Source organism: Bradyrhizobium sp. STM 3843, from assembly GCF_000239815.1.
Lineage (GTDB): Bacteria > Pseudomonadota > Alphaproteobacteria > Rhizobiales > Xanthobacteraceae > Bradyrhizobium.
Window position 1 is genome coordinate 1 of record NZ_CAFK01000222.1, and the last position, 19,340, is coordinate 19,340.

At 64.5% G+C, this 19,340-nt stretch carries 18 protein-coding genes; 10 read left to right on the forward strand and 8 right to left on the reverse strand.

Translation table 11 applies throughout. The features are described from left to right. Positions 1–68: 68 nt before the first annotated feature. Together BRAS3843_RS23360 and BRAS3843_RS23365 are read right to left on the reverse strand one after the other, a co-directional pair. A complete protein-coding gene (locus BRAS3843_RS23360) occupies positions 69–2,090 on the reverse strand; it encodes a YgiQ family radical SAM protein (protein WP_008971536.1) in 2,022 nt (673 codons plus the stop codon). An 87-nt stretch (positions 2,091–2,177) separates the two neighbouring features. Continuing rightward, positions 2,178–2,867, reverse strand: a complete 690-nt coding sequence (locus BRAS3843_RS23365) for a hypothetical protein (RefSeq protein ID WP_008971537.1) — start codon at positions 2,865–2,867, stop codon at positions 2,178–2,180. Positions 2,868–3,023: 156 nt separating this feature from the next. On the opposite strand from BRAS3843_RS23365, the gene BRAS3843_RS23370 reads away from it, so the two are divergent. After that, on the forward strand, positions 3,024–3,689 hold the full coding sequence (locus BRAS3843_RS23370; protein WP_008971538.1) for an HAD-IA family hydrolase: 666 nt from the start codon (positions 3,024–3,026) through the stop codon (positions 3,687–3,689). Positions 3,690–3,724: 35 nt separating this feature from the next. Here the strand turns inward: BRAS3843_RS23370 and BRAS3843_RS23375 are convergent, their stop codons facing one another. Continuing rightward, complete coding sequence (locus BRAS3843_RS23375; RefSeq protein ID WP_008971539.1) at positions 3,725–4,198, reverse strand: J domain-containing protein; 474 nt, start codon at positions 4,196–4,198, stop codon at positions 3,725–3,727. Next, positions 4,195–4,533 carry a Rieske 2Fe-2S domain-containing protein gene (locus BRAS3843_RS23380; RefSeq protein WP_035982549.1) on the reverse strand — a complete coding sequence of 113 codons (339 nt, stop codon included), beginning with the start codon at positions 4,531–4,533 and terminating at the stop codon, positions 4,195–4,197. The genes BRAS3843_RS23375 and BRAS3843_RS23380 overlap by 4 nt, the downstream gene beginning before the upstream one ends. 256 nt (positions 4,534–4,789) lie before the next feature. Here BRAS3843_RS23380 and BRAS3843_RS23385 point away from each other — a divergent pair, with 256 nt between their 5' ends. Both BRAS3843_RS23385 and BRAS3843_RS23390 read left to right on the forward strand, forming a co-directional pair. Beyond that, positions 4,790–5,620 carry a hypothetical protein gene (locus BRAS3843_RS23385; RefSeq protein ID WP_008971541.1) on the forward strand — a complete coding sequence of 277 codons (831 nt, stop codon included), beginning with the start codon at positions 4,790–4,792 and terminating at the stop codon, positions 5,618–5,620. A gap of 301 nt (positions 5,621–5,921) precedes the next feature. Continuing rightward, a complete protein-coding gene (locus tag BRAS3843_RS23390; protein ID WP_008971542.1) occupies positions 5,922–7,898 on the forward strand; it encodes an SPFH domain-containing protein in 1,977 nt (658 codons plus the stop codon). 691 nt (positions 7,899–8,589) lie between these two features. On the opposite strand, the gene greA is transcribed toward BRAS3843_RS23390, so the two are convergent. Beyond that, positions 8,590–9,072 carry a transcription elongation factor GreA gene (greA, locus tag BRAS3843_RS23395; protein WP_008971544.1) on the reverse strand — a complete coding sequence of 161 codons (483 nt, stop codon included), beginning with the start codon at positions 9,070–9,072 and terminating at the stop codon, positions 8,590–8,592. 104 nt (positions 9,073–9,176) lie between these two features. After that, on the reverse strand, positions 9,177–9,788 hold the full coding sequence (locus tag BRAS3843_RS23400) for a hypothetical protein (RefSeq protein ID WP_008971545.1): 612 nt from the start codon (positions 9,786–9,788) through the stop codon (positions 9,177–9,179). A 347-nt stretch (positions 9,789–10,135) separates the two neighbouring features. Between BRAS3843_RS23400 and BRAS3843_RS23405 the strand changes: the two genes are divergently transcribed. The 4 genes from BRAS3843_RS23405 (at position 10,136) to BRAS3843_RS23420 (ending at position 15,030) form a co-directional block, all read left to right on the forward strand. Continuing rightward, positions 10,136–11,485: an MFS transporter gene (locus BRAS3843_RS23405; protein WP_008971546.1), complete on the forward strand. Its 1,350-nt coding sequence runs from the start codon at positions 10,136–10,138 to the stop codon at positions 11,483–11,485. 81 nt (positions 11,486–11,566) lie between these two features. Next, complete coding sequence (locus BRAS3843_RS23410; RefSeq protein ID WP_008971547.1) at positions 11,567–13,267, forward strand: glycosyltransferase; 1,701 nt, start codon at positions 11,567–11,569, stop codon at positions 13,265–13,267. Between the two features lie 7 nt (positions 13,268–13,274). Beyond that, a complete protein-coding gene (locus BRAS3843_RS23415) occupies positions 13,275–14,156 on the forward strand; it encodes a glycosyltransferase (protein ID WP_008971548.1) in 882 nt (293 codons plus the stop codon). Positions 14,157–14,310: 154 nt separating this feature from the next. Beyond that, positions 14,311–15,030: a TetR/AcrR family transcriptional regulator gene (locus BRAS3843_RS23420; protein ID WP_008971549.1), complete on the forward strand. Its 720-nt coding sequence runs from the start codon at positions 14,311–14,313 to the stop codon at positions 15,028–15,030. A 14-nt stretch (positions 15,031–15,044) separates the two neighbouring features. Here BRAS3843_RS23420 and BRAS3843_RS23425 read toward each other — a convergent pair whose 3' ends face one another. Together BRAS3843_RS23425 and BRAS3843_RS23430 are read right to left on the reverse strand one after the other, a co-directional pair. Continuing rightward, the gene (locus BRAS3843_RS23425; RefSeq protein WP_008971550.1) at positions 15,045–15,626 is read right to left on the reverse strand and encodes a PepSY domain-containing protein; all 582 of its coding nucleotides are present in this window, start codon (positions 15,624–15,626) and stop codon (positions 15,045–15,047) included. 166 nt (positions 15,627–15,792) lie between these two features. Beyond that, positions 15,793–16,959 (reverse strand): patatin-like phospholipase family protein, encoded by a 1,167-nt coding sequence (locus BRAS3843_RS23430; protein WP_008971551.1) that lies wholly within the window; start codon positions 16,957–16,959, stop codon positions 15,793–15,795. A gap of 423 nt (positions 16,960–17,382) precedes the next feature. Here BRAS3843_RS23430 and BRAS3843_RS23435 point away from each other — a divergent pair, with 423 nt between their 5' ends. The 3 genes from BRAS3843_RS23435 to BRAS3843_RS23445 all read left to right on the forward strand — a co-directional run. After that, positions 17,383–17,685, forward strand: coding sequence for an STAS domain-containing protein (locus tag BRAS3843_RS23435; RefSeq protein WP_008971553.1), 303 nt, complete (start codon positions 17,383–17,385; stop codon positions 17,683–17,685). 17 nt (positions 17,686–17,702) lie between these two features. After that, complete coding sequence (locus tag BRAS3843_RS23440; RefSeq protein ID WP_008971554.1) at positions 17,703–18,068, forward strand: response regulator; 366 nt, start codon at positions 17,703–17,705, stop codon at positions 18,066–18,068. Beyond that, positions 18,065–19,340, forward strand: a 1,276-nt coding sequence (locus BRAS3843_RS23445) for an Hpt domain-containing protein (protein WP_035982548.1), incomplete at its 3' end; no start/stop codon positions are given. The genes BRAS3843_RS23440 and BRAS3843_RS23445, both read left to right, overlap by 4 nt.

The window sequence follows — 19,340 nt, forward strand, 5'->3', positions numbered from 1 at the left end:
GGGACGACAGCGGAGGGCGCGGCGCCCGATGGCGCCTCTTGGCGCGGCCACGCCGCGCGACCCCTGCCTTACGTCCTGATGCGCACGCCCTTGGTGGTGAAGCGCTGCGTGCGTCCTTCGGGGCGCAGCGGCCGGCGTGTGGCGGCGGCCTTGCCGGTGCCGGGGGGCTGATGCGCGGGCACCAGCTGGTCGGGCCGCGAGCCGATCAGGTCGCTGCGGCCCATCTCCTTCAGCGCCTCGCGCAGCACCGGCCAATTGTCCGGGTCGTGATAGCGCAGGAACGCCTTGTGCAGCCGGCGCTGCCGCAGGCCCTTGATGGCCTCGACCTTGTCGCTGCCGCCATGGCGCACGCCGCGCAGCGGGTTGACGCCGGTGTGATACATCGCCGTCGCGGTGGCCATCGGCGAGGGCAGGAAGGTCTGCACCTGGTCGGCGCGGTAGCGGTTTCGCTTCAGCCACAGCGCGAGGTTCATCATGTCCTCGTCAGTCGTGCCGGGATGCGCCGCGATGAAGTAGGGGATCAGATAATACTTCTTGCCGGCCTCGCGCGCGGCGGCGTCGAACATCTCCTTGAAACGGTCATAGGCGCCGATGCCCGGCTTCATCATCTTGTCGAGCGGGCCGCGCTCGGTATGTTCCGGGGCGATCTTCAGATAGCCGCCGACGTGATGCGTCACCAGCTCCTTGACGTATTCCGGGCTCTCGACCGCGAGATCGTAGCGCACGCCAGAGGCGACCATCACGCGCTTGACGCCCTTGACCTCGCGCACCTTGCGATAGAGCCGGATCAGATCGTCATGCGAGGTATTGAGGTTCGGGCAGATCTCGGGAAACACGCAAGACGGCCTGCGGCAGGCGGCCTCGACCTTCGGGTCCTTGCACGCCATCCGGTACATGTTCGCGGTGGGACCGCCGATGTCGGAGATCACGCCGGTGAAGCCCGGCGTCTTGTCGCGGATGCGCTCGATCTCCTGCAGGATCGAGCCTTCGGAGCGGCTCTGGATGATGCGGCCCTCATGCTCGGTGATCGAGCAGAAGGTGCAGCCGCCGAAGCAGCCGCGCATGATCGTCACCGAGAACTTGATCATCTCCCACGCCGGAATCTTGGCGTCGCCGTAGGACGGATGCGGCGCGCGCGCGTAGGGCAGATCGTAGACGGAGTCCATCTCCGCCATGGTCAGCGGGATCGGCGGCGCGTTGAGCCAGAGGTCGCGGTCACCATGGCGCTGCACCAGCGGCCGCGCATTGCCCGGATTGCTCTCCCGATGCAGCACGCGCGAGGCCCGCGCATAGGCCTCGCGGTCGGCCTCGACCTGCTCGCAGGACGGCAGCCGGATCACCACCTCGCCCTTCTCGCGTGCGGCGCCTTCGTCGGCGGAGTCGAGATCGTCGGCGTGCAGTTCGGTGGTGCTCTCGGGCACGCGGCGAAACAAAGCGGTGCCGCGGATCGACTGCAAATCCCTAGGCGATTCACCGGCGGCGAGCCGGTGCGCGACTTCCACCACGGCGCGCTCGGCATTGCCGTAGAGCAGGATGTCCGCCTTGGCGTCGGCCAGCACCGAGCGGCGCACCTTGTCGGACCAGTAGTCGTAATGCGCGATCCGGCGGAGCGAGGCCTCGATGCCGCCGAGCACGATCGGCACATCCTTGAACGCCTCGCGACAGCGCTGGGCGTAAACCAGGGTGCAGCGGTCCGGTCGCTTGCCGCCTTCGCCGCCGGGCGTATAGGCGTCGTCATGGCGCAGCCGGCGATCCGCGGTATAGCGGTTGACCATGGAATCCATGTTGCCGCCGGTGACGCCGAAGAACACACGCGGACGCCCGAGCGCCTTGAACGGCTCGGCCGATTGCCAGTCCGGCTGCGCGATGATGCCGACTCGAAATCCTTGCGCCTCGAGCAGCCGGCCGATGATCGCCATGCCGAAGGAGGGATGGTCGACATAGGCGTCGCCCGTCACCAGCACGATGTCGCAGGCGTCCCAGCCGAGCGCATCCATTTCCTTGCGGCTCATCGGCAGGAATGGCGCCGGCTTGCCCGCGCGGTGGCGGGGCCAGGAACTCAAGGGTTTGGCGGCGAGGGCAGTGTCCATGGCGCCGACGCATACGACTGCGGGCCGGCGAATTCAACCACGCGGCGTGCCGCGCAAGGCGCGCGGCCGCCGTGGAACCAGCTTGCCTCAATAATTGGCTGCCGCCGCCCGCTTGTCTCTGAACCAGCCCCAGGCCAGGAAGGCCACGAAGGCGCTCAGTGCCAGCGCCAGCGAGGCCGGAAACCGCGTCTCCTGCCCGCTCGCGGCCGCCGCCACGGTGCTGGTTGCCGCCATCGCCACCGAATCCGTCGCCGAAACGGCCGCCGTTTCCGGAAATTCGCTGGCGGCGCTGCCGGTGTCCATCGCCGCGGTCACGACCGCATCGGTCGGAAAGCGGTCGGCAACCGGATTGGTCGGAGCCGCGGCCGTCCCTGGAGCCGCAGCCGCGGTCCGTTGCGCATCCGTGGCCTGCGGCGCGGCGTCGGCGGCCTGCGGAAATTGTGCGAACGAGTTCAAGCCGGAGCGGCGCGCCGCGGCCGCATGATGGACCACGCGGTCTGGCTTGCGGTCGTGCATCGCCGCGCGCGCCTGCGCTTGCATCTGGGCTTGAGATTGGGCCCGCGCCAGCGGACGCATCTGGGGACGCGGCGGCAGGAATTTGGCCATCATCCGATCGGACCAGGACATGTAGGCCTTGCAGAGTTCGTTGCACGGCATTCCGTTGACCGTGGTGGTGCCAGAGGCCGCTTGCGAGGCGCCGAGCCCAGCAAGAGACGCGGCGCAGATCAGGAGCGCAGATGCAACCAGCCTTTGCACCTTCGGTTGTATGCGGCTCATCGCAATTCCCCCTTCCGTCGTTTTACCTCTTGTGGGAATTACGACAGCAGCAGTGGTCGAGAATTGGATCAGATCGCGTCAATATCCGGATCAGATGCGGTCAATTTTTCGGACTCCGCACGCCTGCCAGATCAACCGCTTTGGGGAATGTGTTCAATGCCGCAGTGTGTGCTGCTGTTCGATATCGACGGCACCCTCGCCGACACCGATGCGCTTCATGTCGAGGCCTTCAACGAGGTGTTCGGTCCATACGGTCACGTCTTCGACCGGCCGCGCGCTGCGAAGGAGCTGCTCGGCCGCTCCAACCAGTCGATCGGCGTGCAATTCCTCCCCGATGAGCCGCCGGAGCGCCGGGCCGAGGTGCTGGCGCAGAAGGAAGCGGCCTTCCGCGCCCGCGCGGCCGGGCAGGTGCAGCCGCTGCCCGGCCTGATGGCGTTGTTGGACTATGCGGACGCTGAGGCGATTCCGGTCGTCGCAGTGACCAACGCGCCGCGCGCCAATGCCGAGCTGATCCTGCAGGGCCTGGGGATCACCGATCGCTTCAAGACGGTGATCATCGGCGACGAGCTGCCGCACGGCAAGCCGCACCCGCTGCCCTATCTGGAGGGCCTGCGTGCCGCGGGCGCCGGGGCGGAGCGCGCCATCGCTTTTGAGGATTCCCGCGCCGGAATCACGTCGGCCTGCGCGGCCGGCATCGCCACGGTTGGGATGCGGACCAATCTCGCGCATGACGATCTGATCGCTGCCGGCGCGATCATGACGGCGAAGGCGTTCGATGAGCGCGATGTGTTCGATCTCGTGAAAGCGAGGCTGGCGCGTTGATGTCGCGCATCGCGGCGACCAGCGTTGTCGATCGATCAGCGCGTGTCGCCGAACAGCGCGAGCAACGCATCGCGCGCTACGGTGATGCTCTGGTAAAGAGCGTCGCTGCCGCCGGCATCCGGATGCGCCGTCTTGGCCTTCTGCCGAAACGCGGCCTTGATCTCGGAAGGCGTGAGCGCGCCGTCGGACGGCAGCGCCAGCGCTTCGCGGAATTGGCTGCCGTCATCGCCGGCAGATCGCTGCAGCAGTGCACGGCGCGCCTTTTGCGCTTCGATGCGCAGGCCGACCTGATCCTGCCGCCAGCGCTGACGCGACATCACCACACATGCGCCGAAGGCGATGCGGCCGTCGGTCTCGAGCGCATCGAGACTGAATGGGCCGACCACGTCATAGGGCGGCGCGAGACAGGCATGCCGGCCGTCGTCACTGGGCTCAATCCGGCCGATGGTCGCCAAGTCGACAACACCGAGCGAGCCGTTCCAGACCACCCATTGTGCCGTGTCCGTCACGCCAGCGCACGGGCCGGTTTGACCGGCCCGAGGTCGACCTGGATCTCATCGGCCTCGATGCGGAGTTCGTAAGGATGCAGCACGTTGCGAACGATATGGGTGACGCATTTGCCGCTTCTGCCGTCGAAACCCCATTGATGATGTGGGCACATGACGGTGGTCCCGTCGAAGCTCGCTTCGGTCAGCGGCATGTCCGCATGAGGACAGCGCCCGCGATAGGCCTTGAGCTCGCCACCGGCGGGCCAGACCAGCAGCACGCTCTTGCGGCCGACCTGGAACAGGCCCATGTCGCCTTCGCCCACGGCATTGGCAGCACAAACAGAGGTGAACGTCATCATGTCGCCTTTCGACAAGTGAGCCTCTTGAATGGGCCACACCGTTGAAGGGCCACAACGCAATTTTCGGACCAGCAAAAAAGCCGCGCTTGAGGCGTATCCTGGCGCAGCAATGTCGGAAATGCGACGAGGCCGAACGCATCGGAGCCGGACCGCGGCTCGCTGCTTGTTTGGATGACGACGCCGTGGGATTGAAGCCTGCGCTGCGCGTGCGAGATGCGGAGCGCTGTTCACCTCGATGAGGTCAGGATCGATCATGTCCGTATCGCGTCTCCTGCTTGCTTTCGCTGCACTGCTGTTCGCCTCGGTCGCCTTCGCGGCCGACAAGCCCGGGGAGATGAAGGGGATGGTGCTGGAGCCGTCGCCCGACAATCTCGCGCTGACCTGGGCCAAGGCCAATCTGGTACTGCCGGGAGTTTTGTTCGGCGGCCGGCGCTGGGAGGGGCATGCGGAAGAAGCACCTGACGTGATCGGCATCGCGCCGCTCGTCATCGTGATGCACGGCTCGAGCGGCGTGGCGCCGGCGGTGAAGGAGTTTCAGGTCTGGCTCGCCGATGAGCTTGGCGTCGCCTCGGTCGCACCCGACAGCCTCGCGATTCCCGATCGCCTGACCTACACCTCGCCGATCGATGTCGACACCTATGAGCGCGTGCATGCGCTGCGCCTCGCCGAGCTCGAGCATGCGCTGAAGGCGTCGAGCGACTGGAGCTGGGTCGATCGGCTGCGCCTCGTTCTCGCCGGCACCAGCGAGGGCGCCGTGGCCGTCGGCCGCTATGCCGGCAAGGATGCCGCGGCGCGGCTGATCTATTCATGGTCATGCGAGAGCAACTACTTCGTCGCCGAACCGCGCCTCGGCATCGGGCAGAAGGAGCCGGTCCTGAACGTGATCGCCGCCCGCGATCCGTACTTCTCCGTCGCCAATCCCTGGAATAAGGACCGGGGCGTCACCGGCTCTTGCGCCGCCGCGCTCAAGGATGATCCGAAGGCCGAGGTCATGGTGATCGATGCCGACGTGCACACGATCCTGAACCGGCCCGAGGTGCGCGAACGGACAGCGCAATTCCTGCGCGGTGTGCTGGATCGATGAAGTGATGCATGATCGCGCAGAGACGGCGGAGACGTCGCATCATCGGCCGTCAGTATGAGTCGGCGGTCCGACAGTCCGGTTCATCCTTCATGATAATTAATTTTCAACCCAGTTTGTTAGATCGAACGCCAGACGCGTCTGACTAGACCAAAGTAGCGCGCGAATTCGCAGGAAGCGATCTAGGAAACGCCGTTCCAATACCTAGCTCTCGCGCGCCGATATTGAACGGCACGGATCGCTCGATGGCGCGAGCTGCGAACAGCCGCCGCGCCGGCATCGCGCGACATTGGAGTCTTTCATCATGGATACCACCAGCCTGGTCCAGCCGGCCCTATGGGCCGCTGCTATCGTCGTGCTGCTCGCACTGCTGAAGCTCGCCAACATCTTCTGCTACATCCCGAACAACCAGGTCGGGATCGTCGAGAAACTATGGACTTTCCGCGGTTCGGTCGCGGAAGGCTTTATCGCGTTGAATGGCGAGGCAGGCTTCGAGCCAGAAGTGCTGCGCGGCGGCCTGCACCTGTTCTTTCCCTTCATGTATCGAATTCACCGCTCCGACCTCGTCACGGTCGGCCAGGGCAAGATTGCCTATGTGTTCGCGCGCGACGGCGCGCCGCTCGGCGCTTCCCAGGTGCTCGGGGCCAACGACAGCGATGACAAATCCGACTTCGAGGATACCAGGCGCTTTCTCCTGGCCGGCGGTCAGAAGGGACCGCAGCGCAAGGTCCTGCGCGAAGGCACTTACGCGATCAACACCACGCAATTTGCCATCATTACCGACGAACGGGTCTACGGCCACGCGTTGAGCACGCAGGAGCGTACCGTGCTCGACGGCATGCAGCTCACCATCGCCGAGCGCTGGGGCTTCACGCCGGTGATCCTGGCCGCCGATCACGACTTGGTCGGCATCGTCACCGTCCATGACGGCCCCTCGCTGCCGCCCGGCGAGATCATTGCGCCGGAGGTCGGCATCGAGCTCAACGACGGCGTCACCTTCCACAACAATTTCCAGGAGCCGGAAAAATTCCTGACCGCTGGCGGTTATCGCGGGCGCCAGCTTCAGGTCATCGTTGAAGGCACCTGGTACATCAATCGCCTGTTTGCCACCGTCGAAGCCGTGCCGAAGACGATCATTCCGGTCGGCAATGTCGGCGTGGTCATCTTTTACACCGGGCCGCGCACCGCCGATGTGTCGGGCGAGGAATACCGCCACGGCGAGCTCGTCAGCAACGGCAGCCGTGGCGTCTGGAAGGATCCGCTGCTGCCGGGCAAATATGCCTTCAACACCTATGCAGGAAAGATCGAGATCATCCCGACCGTCAATTTCATCCTCAAATGGGTGCGCGGCGAGGTCGGCGCGATGAAGCTCGACGAGAACCTGTCTGAGATCTCGCTGATCACCAAGGATGCGTTCGAGCCGACGCTGCCGCTCTCGGTCGTGATGCATATCGACTACAAGAAAGCACCGATGATCATCCAGCGCTTCGGCGACGTGAAGAAGCTGGTCGAGCAGACGCTCGATCCAATGGTCAGCGCCTTCTTCAAGAACATCGCGCAGAAGATGACCCTGATCGAGCTGTTGCAGAACCGTGCCGCGATCCAGGAGGAATCGGCTTCGGTGATGAAGGCCAAGTTCGAGACCTATTCGCTCGATCTGCAGGAGGTGCTGATCGGAACCCCGCGCGCCGCGCCCGGCGACCAGACCATCGAGAACATCCTGATCCAGCTGCGCATGCGCCAGGTCGCGCGCGAGCAGGTCGAGACCTTCCAGGAGCAGGAAAAGGCCGCGATCCAGGAGCGCACGCTCAATGAGGCCAAGGCGACGGCGGCGGCGCAATCCGCGCTGACGCAGTCGCTGATCCAGATCAAGGTCAATGAGAACGAAGGCGCCGCCGCGCTCGCCCGCGCCCAGAAGGACGCCGAGACGCGCAAGGTCACGGCCGCTGCCGTCGGCGAGCAGTCGCGGCTGGAGGGCCAGGGCGAGGCCGATCGCGTGCTGGCCGTCGGCGCGGCGAACGCGCAGGCGACCAAGCTGTCGGTCGATGCCTATGGCGGACCTGAATTCAGGCTGGCTGAGCAGAACTTTGCGAAGTTCGCGGACGCGCTGACCCGGATCAACCAGCCCCTGGTGCCGCAATTCCTGATGTCGGGCGGGCAGGGGCAGGAGAGCGGCAATGCCGGTCTGATTCCGACGGCGATGCTGAGCTCGATGTTCGGCCGCATGATGCCGGACGCGTTGGAGCAGCTGAAGAACGAGGCGCCACGCGCGGGGCGATGAGCTGAGTCGGCCGGGTCCGCCTGAGCTTCCGGCAGGCATGCACGGCAGTTGCCGCGCATGCCTGCTTCGGACCTGCAGAAGGGAGCATCGATGTTTGATGCTAGCTCCGGCGTCCGTAGCGAGCGCCACGCCTGAAACCAAGCTGACATTTCGCTGACATGGGTCGACAGCAGCCGGTCAGCGTGGGTCGGCCACTGTAGAGAGCGCGGCCGATCAATCGGCCGAGGTGACGAGTAGGAAATGTACATGCGCCAGCTCTTGATCGTGGTCGGCCCCTCGGAGGAGCCGGACCAGCCGAGCTTGCGGGCTGCCGACGTTCGGGCCGCCGCGGATCACGAGGGCCGCTCGCCTGTCATCTGGGCGCAAGGCGGCCGCACCAGGATCAGGCGCGTAACGGGCTCGCGGTTGCCATTCCTGGAGGGCAGGCTGGCAACGCTGTTGAGCGCGGTGTCCATCCGCCTGCGGGCCAGCTTCTCCAGCGTGTTTTCATGGATCGAATCTTGGCGTCGCGTCGCGCGCGATGGGCGTCCGGGTCTCGCGGTGTCGCCAGTTCTGCACCGCAGTCACGCTCGATCGATTCAGCCACGAATCACGCCGCGGCATCGCGCCCGTTTGTCTCGCGCCACTCGCGCAGCACTGCGCCGGTCGCGTCGGCCTTGAACGTGTGTCAGTCAGCCGCGCGCGTGCCGCACTAGGCGATGGCGATGATCTCGATCTCTTGCTGTCCCGAGCCCACGACGTCCCCGACGGCTTTGCCCATCATGGATCTTGCAACCGGTGACACGAAGGAAATCGAGCCGGCCTTGGGGTCGGCTTCGTCCTCGCCCACGATGCGGTAGGTCTGCACGCGGCCATCGCCGCGGCTGAAGGTCACCGTGCTGCCGAAGGCGACCGTGTCCGCGGACGTCGGATTGGGAATAAGTTGAGCCGTCCGCAGCCGCGCGGAGAAGTAACGCATATCACGCAACGGAACCGCGACCTGACGTCGCCGCTCGTTCACGTCCTCGATTCCTTGCGCCGCCTCGTAAGCTTGGCGCGCCTGTTGAAGCTGGAGCTCCAGCGCGCGCAGCCCTGCCTCGGTCACGAGGTTCGGATGCGGCGAGATCGGGCGGTCCGGGAGCAGCGTCTCGGACGCGGTCTCGGCACTTTCTTCCTTGGTGAAGGCGACGCTCAATCCCGAACTCCGTATCAAAATCCATCAAACGGGCTCTCTAGCACCTGCTCGAAGTAAGCTGCATTGAAAGACCTGCAAGGCCCCCGCGCCTTACATGCTCCACCTCAAAGTCCGGCGGCGCGCTTTAGGCCGCTCTCGATCCAGCTGAGAACAGGAACGGGCGTAAACTCCTGAAGCGAGATTGCGATGACCGCAAGTAAGACTGCGTACACGGCCGTCCCGCGCGCCACCCGTTGGGCAAGGGGCGGGTAGGGCGGGGCGTTGTTCGGAGGCCAGGCGTAGGTTGTTTCCCATTCAGCCTGCGGGATCTGTTGGGGGCGAATTCGCTCCAGCGGCAGCCAAGCCCGGTAGGCTTCAGCACCCCGTTCGCGCGCGATCGGATGACGCAGCCAAAGGATGTTGTTCCTGCCGATAATATCAATCAGCAGTCCCAGCATGATGCGGGCGATGGCCGCAAGCGCCCAACAGGCCAGATAGACATAGGCGATCATCAGCCAGAAGGTCAGTCCGGACCGGGTGAAGGACTTGACCGTGACGACGGCCGACACGGCTCGCACCGACCAATCAACCAGTTTGTCGAGCCCATCAAAGGCCTCTCCCAAGACCGTGTTCTCGTCCGCCGCCTGCATCAGCAGGATGAGAAAGATCACGATCGAGAACTGCACGAGAGGAAATTGCAGGAGCTTCCTCACGGGCGTCCAAAACAGCCTGATCATGCGACGTGCTCCGGTCCCGCGAGCAATAGCAGCTGCAACGAACGATTGGCCTAGCCGCGGGCCAGAGATTGCGCCCGGAGCAGCATAGTAGCGATTCCGGCCATGTTGCCAACGTGTCGCCCACGACCTCGCGGCGGCGAGCTGCATCGCGATCGTCACGAAAGTCGAGGCGGGGAACCATTGCCGTGAGAACAAGCCGCGGTTGCATGCGAGCCTTGCATTGCCAAGGGGTTACGACGCCGCTCCGCTATGCCATCAGGGGGTATTCCAGGGTTCATGAAGCATCATCTGCCAATTCGCGCGGGCTTTGCATCCCGTGCGACACATGAGGAGCTTTTATAACGTCAATGTCGACCGTCGCCATCGAGACCTCACCCGCCGTCCCGCTCAATCCACGCTCCCGCGTGCTTCTCGCAAGCCTCGTCGGCACAACAATCGAGTTCTACGACTTCTACGTCTATGCCACTGCGGCCGTGCTGGTGTTCCCGCATCTGTTCTTTCCTGCGGGCAATGATACCACCGCGCTGCTCGCTTCCTTCGCCGTGTTCGGCGCTGCCATGATCGCGCGTCCGCTGGGCGCAGTGTTCTTCGGCCATCTCGGCGACAAGCGCGGCCGCAAGATCACGCTGGTCGGGGCGCTGCTCACGATGGGCATCGCGACCTTCCTGATCGGGCTGCTGCCGACCTATCCGCTGGCCGGCTGGATCGCGCCGGCGCTGCTCGTGCTGCTGCGACTCGCGCAAGGCTTCGCGCTCGGCGGCGAATGGAGCGGGGCGGCGCTGGTCGCAACCGAGAACGCGCCGAAGGGCAAGCGCGCGATCTTCGGCACCTTCCCGCAGCTCGGCGCGCCGATCGGCTTCATCATCGCCAACGGCTTGTTTCTGATCATCGCCGCGGCGCTGCCGTCGGGCGATCCGTCGCGGCCGTCGCAGGCATTCCTGGACTGGGGCTGGCGCATCCCGTTCCTGTTCTCGGCCGTGATGGTCGTGGTCGGCCTGTGGGTGCGGCTCAACCTGGTTGAGAGCAAGGCGTTCGAGAGGGCGGTGCGATCAGGCCAAGTGCACAAGCTGCCGTTCGCGGCGGCGCTGCGGACTTACTGGAAGGAGCTGATCCTCGGCACCTTCTACATGCTCGCGACCTATGTGCTGTTCTACCTGATGACCACGTTCTCGCTGTCCTATGGCCGTGCGGCGGTGACCGCGCCGCTGCCGGGTCTCGGCTATGACTATCGCAGCTTCGTGCTGATGATGATCATCGGCGTGGTGTTCTTCGGCGTCTTCACGCTGGTCTCCGGCCCCTGGGCTGATCGCCATGGCCGCCGCAAGACGCTGATCGTGGTGACCTCGGCGATCGCAATTTTCGGCCTGCTCTGGGTACCGATGCTTAAGGCCGGCTTCGTCGGCGTGATGGCTTGGCTCATTCTCGGCTTTGCGCTGATGGGCATGACCTTCGGCCCGATGGGCGCACTCTTGCCTGAGCTGTTCCCGGCCAATGTGCGCTACACCGGTTCAGGCATTTCCTACAACGTGTCCTCGATCCTGGGCGCCGCGGTGGCGCCCTTCATCGCCGTGGCGCTATGGAGCGCCGGCGGCGGCTCCCCGTTCCTGGTCGGCCTCTATCTCACCGTGATGGCACTGTTGACCCTGATCGCGCTGCTGATCGGCAAGGAGACGCAACACGTCGACATCGACGCCTGAGCAAGCAATTTCCTCGCCTGATTCAGGGCGAAGTTACGTTTCAGATCCAGGGCTGTTTCGGCCGGCACGGGCAGGCATGTCATGGATCATGGGGCGTTCAAGCAATCCGCATCTGGCGCGGACGTCGGCCGGCGTCCGCGCATCGCTTTTCTCGATATATTGAAGCCGCGGGAGATCTCATTTCTCCGCGACATCATCGCGTCTCTCGCGCCCGACTACGACATCCGCTTCGTGCATTCGCGGCAGGAGGGCGAGCTGATCGAGGCGATCGCCTGGGCCGATGTCGTCTGGCTGGAATGGTGCCTCGAGCACGCGGTCTGGGCCACCAACCGCATCGACATGCGCGCTCATGGCAAGAAGGTCATCGTGCGCCTGCATTCGACCGAGGTGATCGACGGCCGCTTCCCGCACCAGGTGAAGTGGGAGGCGGTCGATCATCTGATCTTCGTCAGCGAGGACATTCGCGACGAGCTCTTGAACCAGATGCCCGATCTGCCGAAGCGTGTCATGCAGTCGGTGATCTCCAACGGCATCGATTGCGACCGGTTCTTGCCGGGGGCCGAGGCCGGCGATCCCTACCGGATCGCCTGGGTCGGCGACGTCGCGATGAAGAAGAACCCGATGTTGGCATTGCAGATCCTGCGGCGCCTCGTCGACGTCGATCCTCGCTATCACCTGCATGTGGCTGGTGAGGTGAATTGTGCGCGCACGGCACGCTACCTCGATCATCTGATCGGCGCCATGGATCTCGGGCGATCCGTCAGCTTCTACGGGCGAATTGCCGATATCGAGAGCTGGTATCGCGACAAGGGCGTGCTGCTCTCCACCACGCTCTATGAAAGCTTTGGCATGAATATCGGCGAGGCGATGGCGAGCGGCTGCTGGCCGGTGGTGCACAACTATCCCGGCGCTGCCAAGACCTGGCCTGCGGAGACGCTGTTTGCCAGTGTCGATCAGGCGGTCGCGCGCATCCTCAAAGCACAGCCGAATGCTTACCGGTCTTTCGTTCTCGATCGCTATTCCTTGTCGCGTCAGGAACAAGCTGTTCGCCGACTGCTCAGCTCCCTGAACGGGGCCGCCGCGTTCGATGCGCAGGCCTATTGGGAGCAGCGCCACGCCTCGTTGCAAGGCTCGATCCGCAGCGTTGGCCATGTCGGTCTCGGCGAGGCAGAGAACCAACAGGATTATGCGACCAATGCCGAGCATCTGTGCAAAGCGCTGCTCGACAGATTTCCCGAGCCGGACGGCAAACTGCTGCTCGACGCCGGTTGCGGCATCGGCCTGGTTTCCGCGCTCTGCGCCGGACTCGGCTTTGACGTGATCGGTGTCGACTTTTCCGAGACCGCGATCGCGCAAGCGCGCGTCCGCGTGCCTCAGGGCAGCTTCATCGTCGGAGCGTTCGACCAGGTTTCCGTGCCGCCGGTCGACGTCGCCATCTGCATGGACGTGTTCTTTCACATTCTCGATGATGAGCTCTGGGTGCGGAGCTTTCGGACTTTGGCCGAGAAGCTGAAGCCAGGCGGCCGGCTCCTGGTGCTCGAGCATTTTCCGGGTAAACCGAGCGATGCGCCGCATGTGCGCTGGCGCTCGCTTGCTGCCTATCGCGACGCGGCTGCCCTGCTTGGTCTCACGTTAGGCGCAGTCGACACCTACCGGCTGCAGCAGATCGGCGCCGACAAGACCCTGCTCGTGTTCGACAAGGTTCTCGCCGACGTTGAAAGCGAAGCGCCTGGGCTCGCGCCCGACGACGCCCCGGATCGGCTCGATCTCATCGTACAATAGGTCTCCCATGCCGCGCGTCTCCATCATCATCCGCACCAAGAACCGCCTGGTCTTGTTGGCGCGCAGCCTGCTCAGCGTACAGCAGCAGCGCTTTGACGACTGGGAGATCATCATCGTCAATGACGGTGGCGACGCGCCGGCGCTGGATGAGCTCTTGACGCAGGTGCCTGATGTGGTGCGTCGGCGCGTCTCGGTGATCCACCATGCCGAGTCCAAGGGGCGCTGGGCGGCAGCTAATGCCGGCGTGAAAGCCGCGCGCGGCGACCTCCTGGTCATTCACGATGATGACGACAGCTGGCATGATGGCTTTCTGCCGACCATGGTCGCGGCGATCGATCGCGAGCCGGCGTCGGTCGCCGGCGTTGCCTGCCATACCCAATATGTCGACGAGGTCGTGGTCAACGGCACCATCGCGCGCAAGGGCGTGCGTCCTTTCAACGATTGGGTGCGCAACGTGACCCTGTTCCGGATGGCGTCGCGGAATTTCATTCCGCCGATTTCCTTGCTCTACCGCGCCAGCGCGCATGAGACGCTCGGTCTCTACCGCGAGGAGCTGCCGGTTCTCGGCGATTGGGACTTCTACATGCGGCTGCTGTCGCAGTTCGATATCCAGCTCGTGCCGCGCGTTCTTGCCAATTACCATCTGCGCCCGGCCGATGCCGGCGAGCAGTTCGGCAATTCGGTGAAGGCTGGACTCCAGAGCCATACCCAGGTCGAAGCGCGGATTCTGAATGACCTGCTGCGCCAGGATCTGGCCTGGGGCAAGGTTGGGCTCGGGACCATTGCCAATCTCGCCTACGACCTGCGTGAGTTGCGGGAGAGTTCGTCACTGACGATCGGAGGCCTCAGCGAGCTGGCGCAGGTGTTGCGCCTGCGAGCAACGGGTTGATCGCACGGGGGCCTTGGAAGGGTAAAAAAGCGAAATGTCAGGAGTGATTGCCGACCACAAAGGATAAAGTGACGGGTTCTATTGCCGGTCGAACCGGAACGTGTCATCCGGTGACGAACGCCAACATGGTTGCAGGCGATCGAGATCGGACCAGATGAGCCGGACACAGGCCAAGACCGAGGCCAAGACGCAGGCGAAGAGCCAGGCCAGGACCAAGCGCGCAGACCCCGTGCGACGGGTCGGCAGGCCGCCCAAGGACCTGGCCGGCGATGTCGACCAGCGCATTCTGGACGCGGCGCAGCATGTCTTTCTGAAGCGTGGTTTCGATGGGGCGAGCATCGATGAGATCGCTGAAACCGCGCCGGCCAGCAAGCCGACCATTTATGCGCGATTTCCGGGCAAGGATGCGCTGTTCGCCGCAGTGGTGGCGCGCGTGGTCCAAGGATTGACGGATTTCGAGACCTTCAAGCCTTCGGGGCGGACGTTGCAGGAGAAGCTGGTCAACCTGGCCGGCGCAATCGTCGATCGCGCGCTGAAGGAAACCGTCGCTCTGCTGCGCGTGACGATCGCCGAATCGCCGCGTTTCCCCAAATTGAGCCGTGAGGCGCACCAGGCCTCACGCGAGCGCACGCAGGTTGCGGTCGGCAGGCTGCTGGCGGACATGACGCAGGCGCCGGCGAAGACGGCCAAGCGCGGCTCGGCGGCGAAGAGCGCGGCCGTGACCGCCGAAATCTTCCTGGACCTGATTCTGCTGCCGGTCCTGATGCGCTGTCTGATGGGCGTGGACGAAAGTGCGCTCCGCAAGGAACTGCCGGACTTCATCCGCGAGCGCGTCAATGTCTTCCTCGCCGCCTGCGGTCCCGATGCGGAGTGAGACCGAGAGGCCGCTCAGTGCCGGCCCGGCGCCGGTTCGAGCTGCACCTGTTTCAGACCGCCATTGCTGACCACGATGATGATGAAGCTCAGCCGGCCGTCGTTGTTCGCCAGTCCGCCTGCGATGGCCTTGCCGGCCGCCGACTTCTCCGCGATCAGCACGGCATCCGACATCTTGAGATGGGCCGCGCGCAGCGCAGCCAGGTTATGACGATCCAGCTCGTTCAGCTCCTGCAGCGACGAGAACAGGGCGCTGTTTTTCACCTCGGCCGTGATTCCATCGACGTCGCATTCAAACACCTGGCCGCTCTTGATGGTGCGGACCTTGTAAAGCGGGGCGCCGAGTGCCCCGTCAAAGCTGATATCGGCCGTCACCGAGCCGGGGTGAATCTTTTCGGCGATCCGCATGGCCTGATGCAGCGAAACTCCCGCCCTGCGGAACAGGTCGAGCTCGTGGTCGACGCTCTCCTGAGACGGGGCCGCGTCGTCGCCGGATTGGGTTGCGGTCGCGGCCTGCGGTTCGACCGGCACGGCGCTCGCGGGAGCCAGGGCAAGCAAGCCGATCAGGGCACACGCGCAAAGATATTTTACGGGCATCGGCTGCTCCTGTTGCATTGATGCTTCGATCACCCCGCCTGCTCTCGAAGAGCAGCGCGGGTTCGCACACAGCCCGGATGAACAAAACTACACTGTATCGTTTATAACAGGGCCGCTCCGCTGTCAAGCGGCCGCCGGTCGCGGGTGCGCGCCGTTTTGTCGCGGTCTAAAGCTCCGGCGGGGCGTGTCGCCAGAACTGACCGGAACGGGCCATGTCGTGGCCGAGACTGTAGAGGCTCCTCATATAGTCGGTCTCGAAGCCGGCGCCCTGGCTTTCGGGCACGGATGCATCGATCGAGGTCATGTTGAAGGCAAGCCCGTTACGCTTGGCGAATTGAAAAGTGGCGGCGAGATAGGACCGCGTTTCGCGTTTGCTCTTCAGCGACAGCGAGCGCACCGCAATTGCCCGCGTGCCGTTCTCCACCGATTCGAATGCCGGCGTCGTCCGCCCGTTCATGATGACGTAGATCGCGGGCTTGGGCGCGAAGCTCCGCCTGGCGCCATCCGGCTGCATCAGGAGCCGGTCGGGGAAGGTGAAGACCTGGGTCGAGACGCCGCCATCGACATGCATCTCCTCGATCGAACGACCATCCGCCGATGCTTCGATCAGCAGCGGCGGGAAGGCGACCGGCGCGCTGGCTGAGGCCGCCAGGACCTGGCGGAACAGCGAGAGGGCGCGGGGGGAGGGAGAGGAGGCAATGGCGCCCATATCCCACAGCACCGGACGGGCCGCATCCAAATCCGTCGTCACCACCAGAAGCCGCCGGCCCTTCGCATGCTCGGCCGCGATCGCCTGCAGCAGCTCCGGTGTCGCATAGTGGTTGATCGCCGTGCGAAGCGGCTGGCCTTCGAAGATCGAGGAGCCGAACAGCGCTCCGAAAGCGCTGGGCGAAGCGGCAAAGGAGCTCGCCAGTCCGCTGGTGTACATCTCCTCCACCGTCGCGTCATAGGCCGGTCCGAGGAACGCAAAGGGGGCGATCAGCGCGCCGGTGCTGACGCCGGACACGATGGTGAATTCCGGCCGGCTGCCGCTCTCCGTCCAGCCATTGAGCACGCCGGCGCCGAACGCGCCGTCCCCGCCGCCGCCGGAGAGCGCCAGATAGGTGAACGGCTTGTTGGGCTGCAGTCGCGGCTTGATCGAGGAGCGGTCAAAGCTCTCCGGCGGACCATCCGCCCACATCCTGATTTCGCCGAAGCCGTCGATGGTCGCACGTTTCGCTTCTGCCGCGGAATAGGTCGCACGATCCACGGTCGCGCATGCGGCCAGCATCCAGGCAAGGCCGCAGAGCGCCGCCACGACCATGGCGCGCCGACGTATCGAAACCACTGACACCCACGTCTCCTGTCTTGGATCCAAAAGAATTGAAACATACTGTATCGTATTATTCTTGAAAAGCGATTAAGCCATCTGCGACAGGGAAGCGCGGATTGATCGCCGCGGAGGCGGGGGCGCGGACGACGTCGTCAGGTGTGGATGGTCCGCGGCGGCAATCTCGAGGCGAGATTGCCGGGTGCATGGCCACGACGACCGTAGGACTACGGACGCAGTCTCCTCATTGCACTGGCCTACATTTCCATCGCCGCCCGCTATGAAGCAAGCGCTGACGCGCGGTGACCGCAGCCGCAAGATGCATATCTTGGCGCGCGCAAGCGTCGGTCATTAACGGTTTTCTCATCAGTCAAATCTATCGTCCATGAGGTAAGCGGTTCACGCTGATGGGTGACGTGGATCGTCAGAGCGTTTGGAGGCTGGCGTATGTCTGATCTGAGTCCACCCAGACAGGCTTTGCGCCTCCCCGCCGATTGCAGCATCGCAGCGATTCGGGCCGTGTGCGACCTGATCCGCGATGCATTCCGCCGGAATGAGAAGCTCGAGATTGATTGTTCGTCCGTCGACAAGGCCGACGTGACGTCGATCCAGCTGCTGCTGTCGACGGCAAAAACCGGCAGGGCCGAAGGTCGCAAGGTTGTGCTGACGGCGTTCTCGCAAGCGCTCCGCAAGACCATGCGCCGCGCCGGTTTCACCAGCGACGAAATGATCGAGCATCATTTCCATTAACAAGAAGAGGCGCGCCAATGGCGACCATCCTGACTGTCGACGACTCTCCGAGCATGCGCCAGATGATCAGAATGACGCTGGAGCCGGCCGGTCACAGCGTGATCGAGGCGGGTGATGGCGCGCAGGGGCTTGCCAAGGCGCAGGCCAGCCGGCCAGACATGGTGATCACCGACCTCAACATGCCCGTGATGAACGGATTGGAATTGATCCGGGCGCTGCGCAAGCAGCCGACGCTCACGGGCCTGCCGATCGTCTTTCTGACCACGGAGTCGAGCGACGGTGCCAAGCAGGAAGCCAAGACCGCCGGCGCGACAGGATGGATCACCAAGCCTTTCGTTCCTGCGCAGCTGCTGGCCGTGGTGGGTAAACTGGTGCGGTCATGAGCGTCCTCGACGCCACCGCGGTTTTCCGTCAGGAAGCAAGTGAACTGCTGGAGGTGTTGGAAGGAACGTTGCTCGACCTCGGTCAGCATCCGCACGACAAGGACCTCGTTGATACGGCCTTTCGCGCCCTGCATACGATCAAAGGCTCGGGTGCGATGTTCGGCTTCGACAAGGTCGCGGCCTTCACCCATGAATTCGAGACTGCATTCGATCAGGTTCGCAAGGGTGTGATCACCCCGACGCAGGAATTGATTACGGTGGCGCTGGCCGCCAGGGACTACATCCGGACCCTGATCGAAGCCCCGGAAACCACCGACAAGGTGATCGGCGACGCGATCCTGGATGATCTCGCGCAGTTGGTGTCTCCCCCCGCGCAGGCCCCGGCCGCAGCCGCCGCGACAACATCAGCCATAGCCGCGCCGCCGCGGGCTGCGGGGTGGAAGCTTTATCTGGAGTTCGAGCAGCACGTGCTGCGCAACGGCTCGAACCCGCTCGACCTGCTCGATGATCTCTGCCAGCTGGGCCCGTGCTTTGCGGTGCCGCTGACCGACGCTATTCCGCTGCTCGACGCGCTGGAGCCGGACGACTGCTATCTCAAATGGGACGTCACGCTGCATTGCGACTGCGAGCGGAGCGCGATCGACGACGTCTTCATGTTCGTGTCCGACGAGATGAAGCTCGTCGTGACGCCGCTGGCGCAGGCTGATCTGCCGCCGCGGGCCGTCGCGGTGGTCGAGGATGCGCCGGCGGTTGTTGGTGCTGACGAGGTGCCAGTGGTCACCGCTGCCGAGGCGCCGCTCGCGCCGGCTACGGTTGAGGCTGCGGCACCTGCTGCAACCGAGCCTCGCGCTTCGACATCGGCTGCGCCTGCAATTCCGGCAGCTCAGCCGACCGCTGAGCCTGCCACCAAGCCGCGGCGTGAGGAGCCGAAGCGGAGCGACGAGCGTGCGGTCGCCACGGTGCGGGTGCAGGCCGAGCGGCTCGACGAGCTGATGGACCGGGTCGGCGAGCTCGTGATCGCGCAAGCGAGGCTGAGCCAGTTGGCGGCGACAAGCTCGGACCTGTCGATCAAGATGATCGCCGAGGAGATCGAGCGGCTCGCCGGCAGCCTGCGCGACACCACGATGGGTGCCCGCATGGTGCCGATCGGCTCGCTGTTCGGCCGCTTCCGCCGCCTGGTGCATGACCTGTCGCGCGACTTGAACAAGCCGGTCGAGTTCATCACGGTGGGCGAGGACACCGAGCTCGACAAGACCATGATCGAATGTCTCG

Bases quoted from the DNA above. Each gene is read 5' to 3' on its own strand.
- BRAS3843_RS23415 (WP_008971548.1), top strand. From the start codon at position 13,275: ATGCCGCGCGTCTCCATCATCATCCGCACCAAGAACCGCCTGGTCTTG.
- BRAS3843_RS23435 (WP_008971553.1), top strand. From the start codon at position 17,383: ATGTCTGATCTGAGTCCACCCAGACAGGCTTTGCGCCTCCCCGCCGAT.
- BRAS3843_RS23440 (WP_008971554.1), top strand. From the start codon at position 17,703: ATGGCGACCATCCTGACTGTCGACGACTCTCCGAGCATGCGCCAGATG.
- BRAS3843_RS23425 (WP_008971550.1), bottom strand. From the start codon at position 15,626: ATGCCCGTAAAATATCTTTGCGCGTGTGCCCTGATCGGCTTGCTTGCC.
- BRAS3843_RS23410 (WP_008971547.1), top strand. From the start codon at position 11,567: ATGGATCATGGGGCGTTCAAGCAATCCGCATCTGGCGCGGACGTCGGC.
- BRAS3843_RS23420 (WP_008971549.1), top strand. From the start codon at position 14,311: ATGAGCCGGACACAGGCCAAGACCGAGGCCAAGACGCAGGCGAAGAGC.
- BRAS3843_RS23405 (WP_008971546.1), top strand. From the start codon at position 10,136: ATGTCGACCGTCGCCATCGAGACCTCACCCGCCGTCCCGCTCAATCCA.
- BRAS3843_RS23385 (WP_008971541.1), top strand. From the start codon at position 4,790: ATGTCCGTATCGCGTCTCCTGCTTGCTTTCGCTGCACTGCTGTTCGCC.
- BRAS3843_RS23370 (WP_008971538.1), top strand. From the start codon at position 3,024: ATGCCGCAGTGTGTGCTGCTGTTCGATATCGACGGCACCCTCGCCGAC.
- BRAS3843_RS23360 (WP_008971536.1), bottom strand. From the start codon at position 2,090: ATGGACACTGCCCTCGCCGCCAAACCCTTGAGTTCCTGGCCCCGCCAC.
- BRAS3843_RS23365 (WP_008971537.1), bottom strand. From the start codon at position 2,867: ATGAGCCGCATACAACCGAAGGTGCAAAGGCTGGTTGCATCTGCGCTC.
- BRAS3843_RS23380 (WP_035982549.1), bottom strand. From the start codon at position 4,533: ATGACGTTCACCTCTGTTTGTGCTGCCAATGCCGTGGGCGAAGGCGAC.
- BRAS3843_RS23390 (WP_008971542.1), top strand. From the start codon at position 5,922: ATGGATACCACCAGCCTGGTCCAGCCGGCCCTATGGGCCGCTGCTATC.
- BRAS3843_RS23400 (WP_008971545.1), bottom strand. From the start codon at position 9,788: ATGATCAGGCTGTTTTGGACGCCCGTGAGGAAGCTCCTGCAATTTCCT.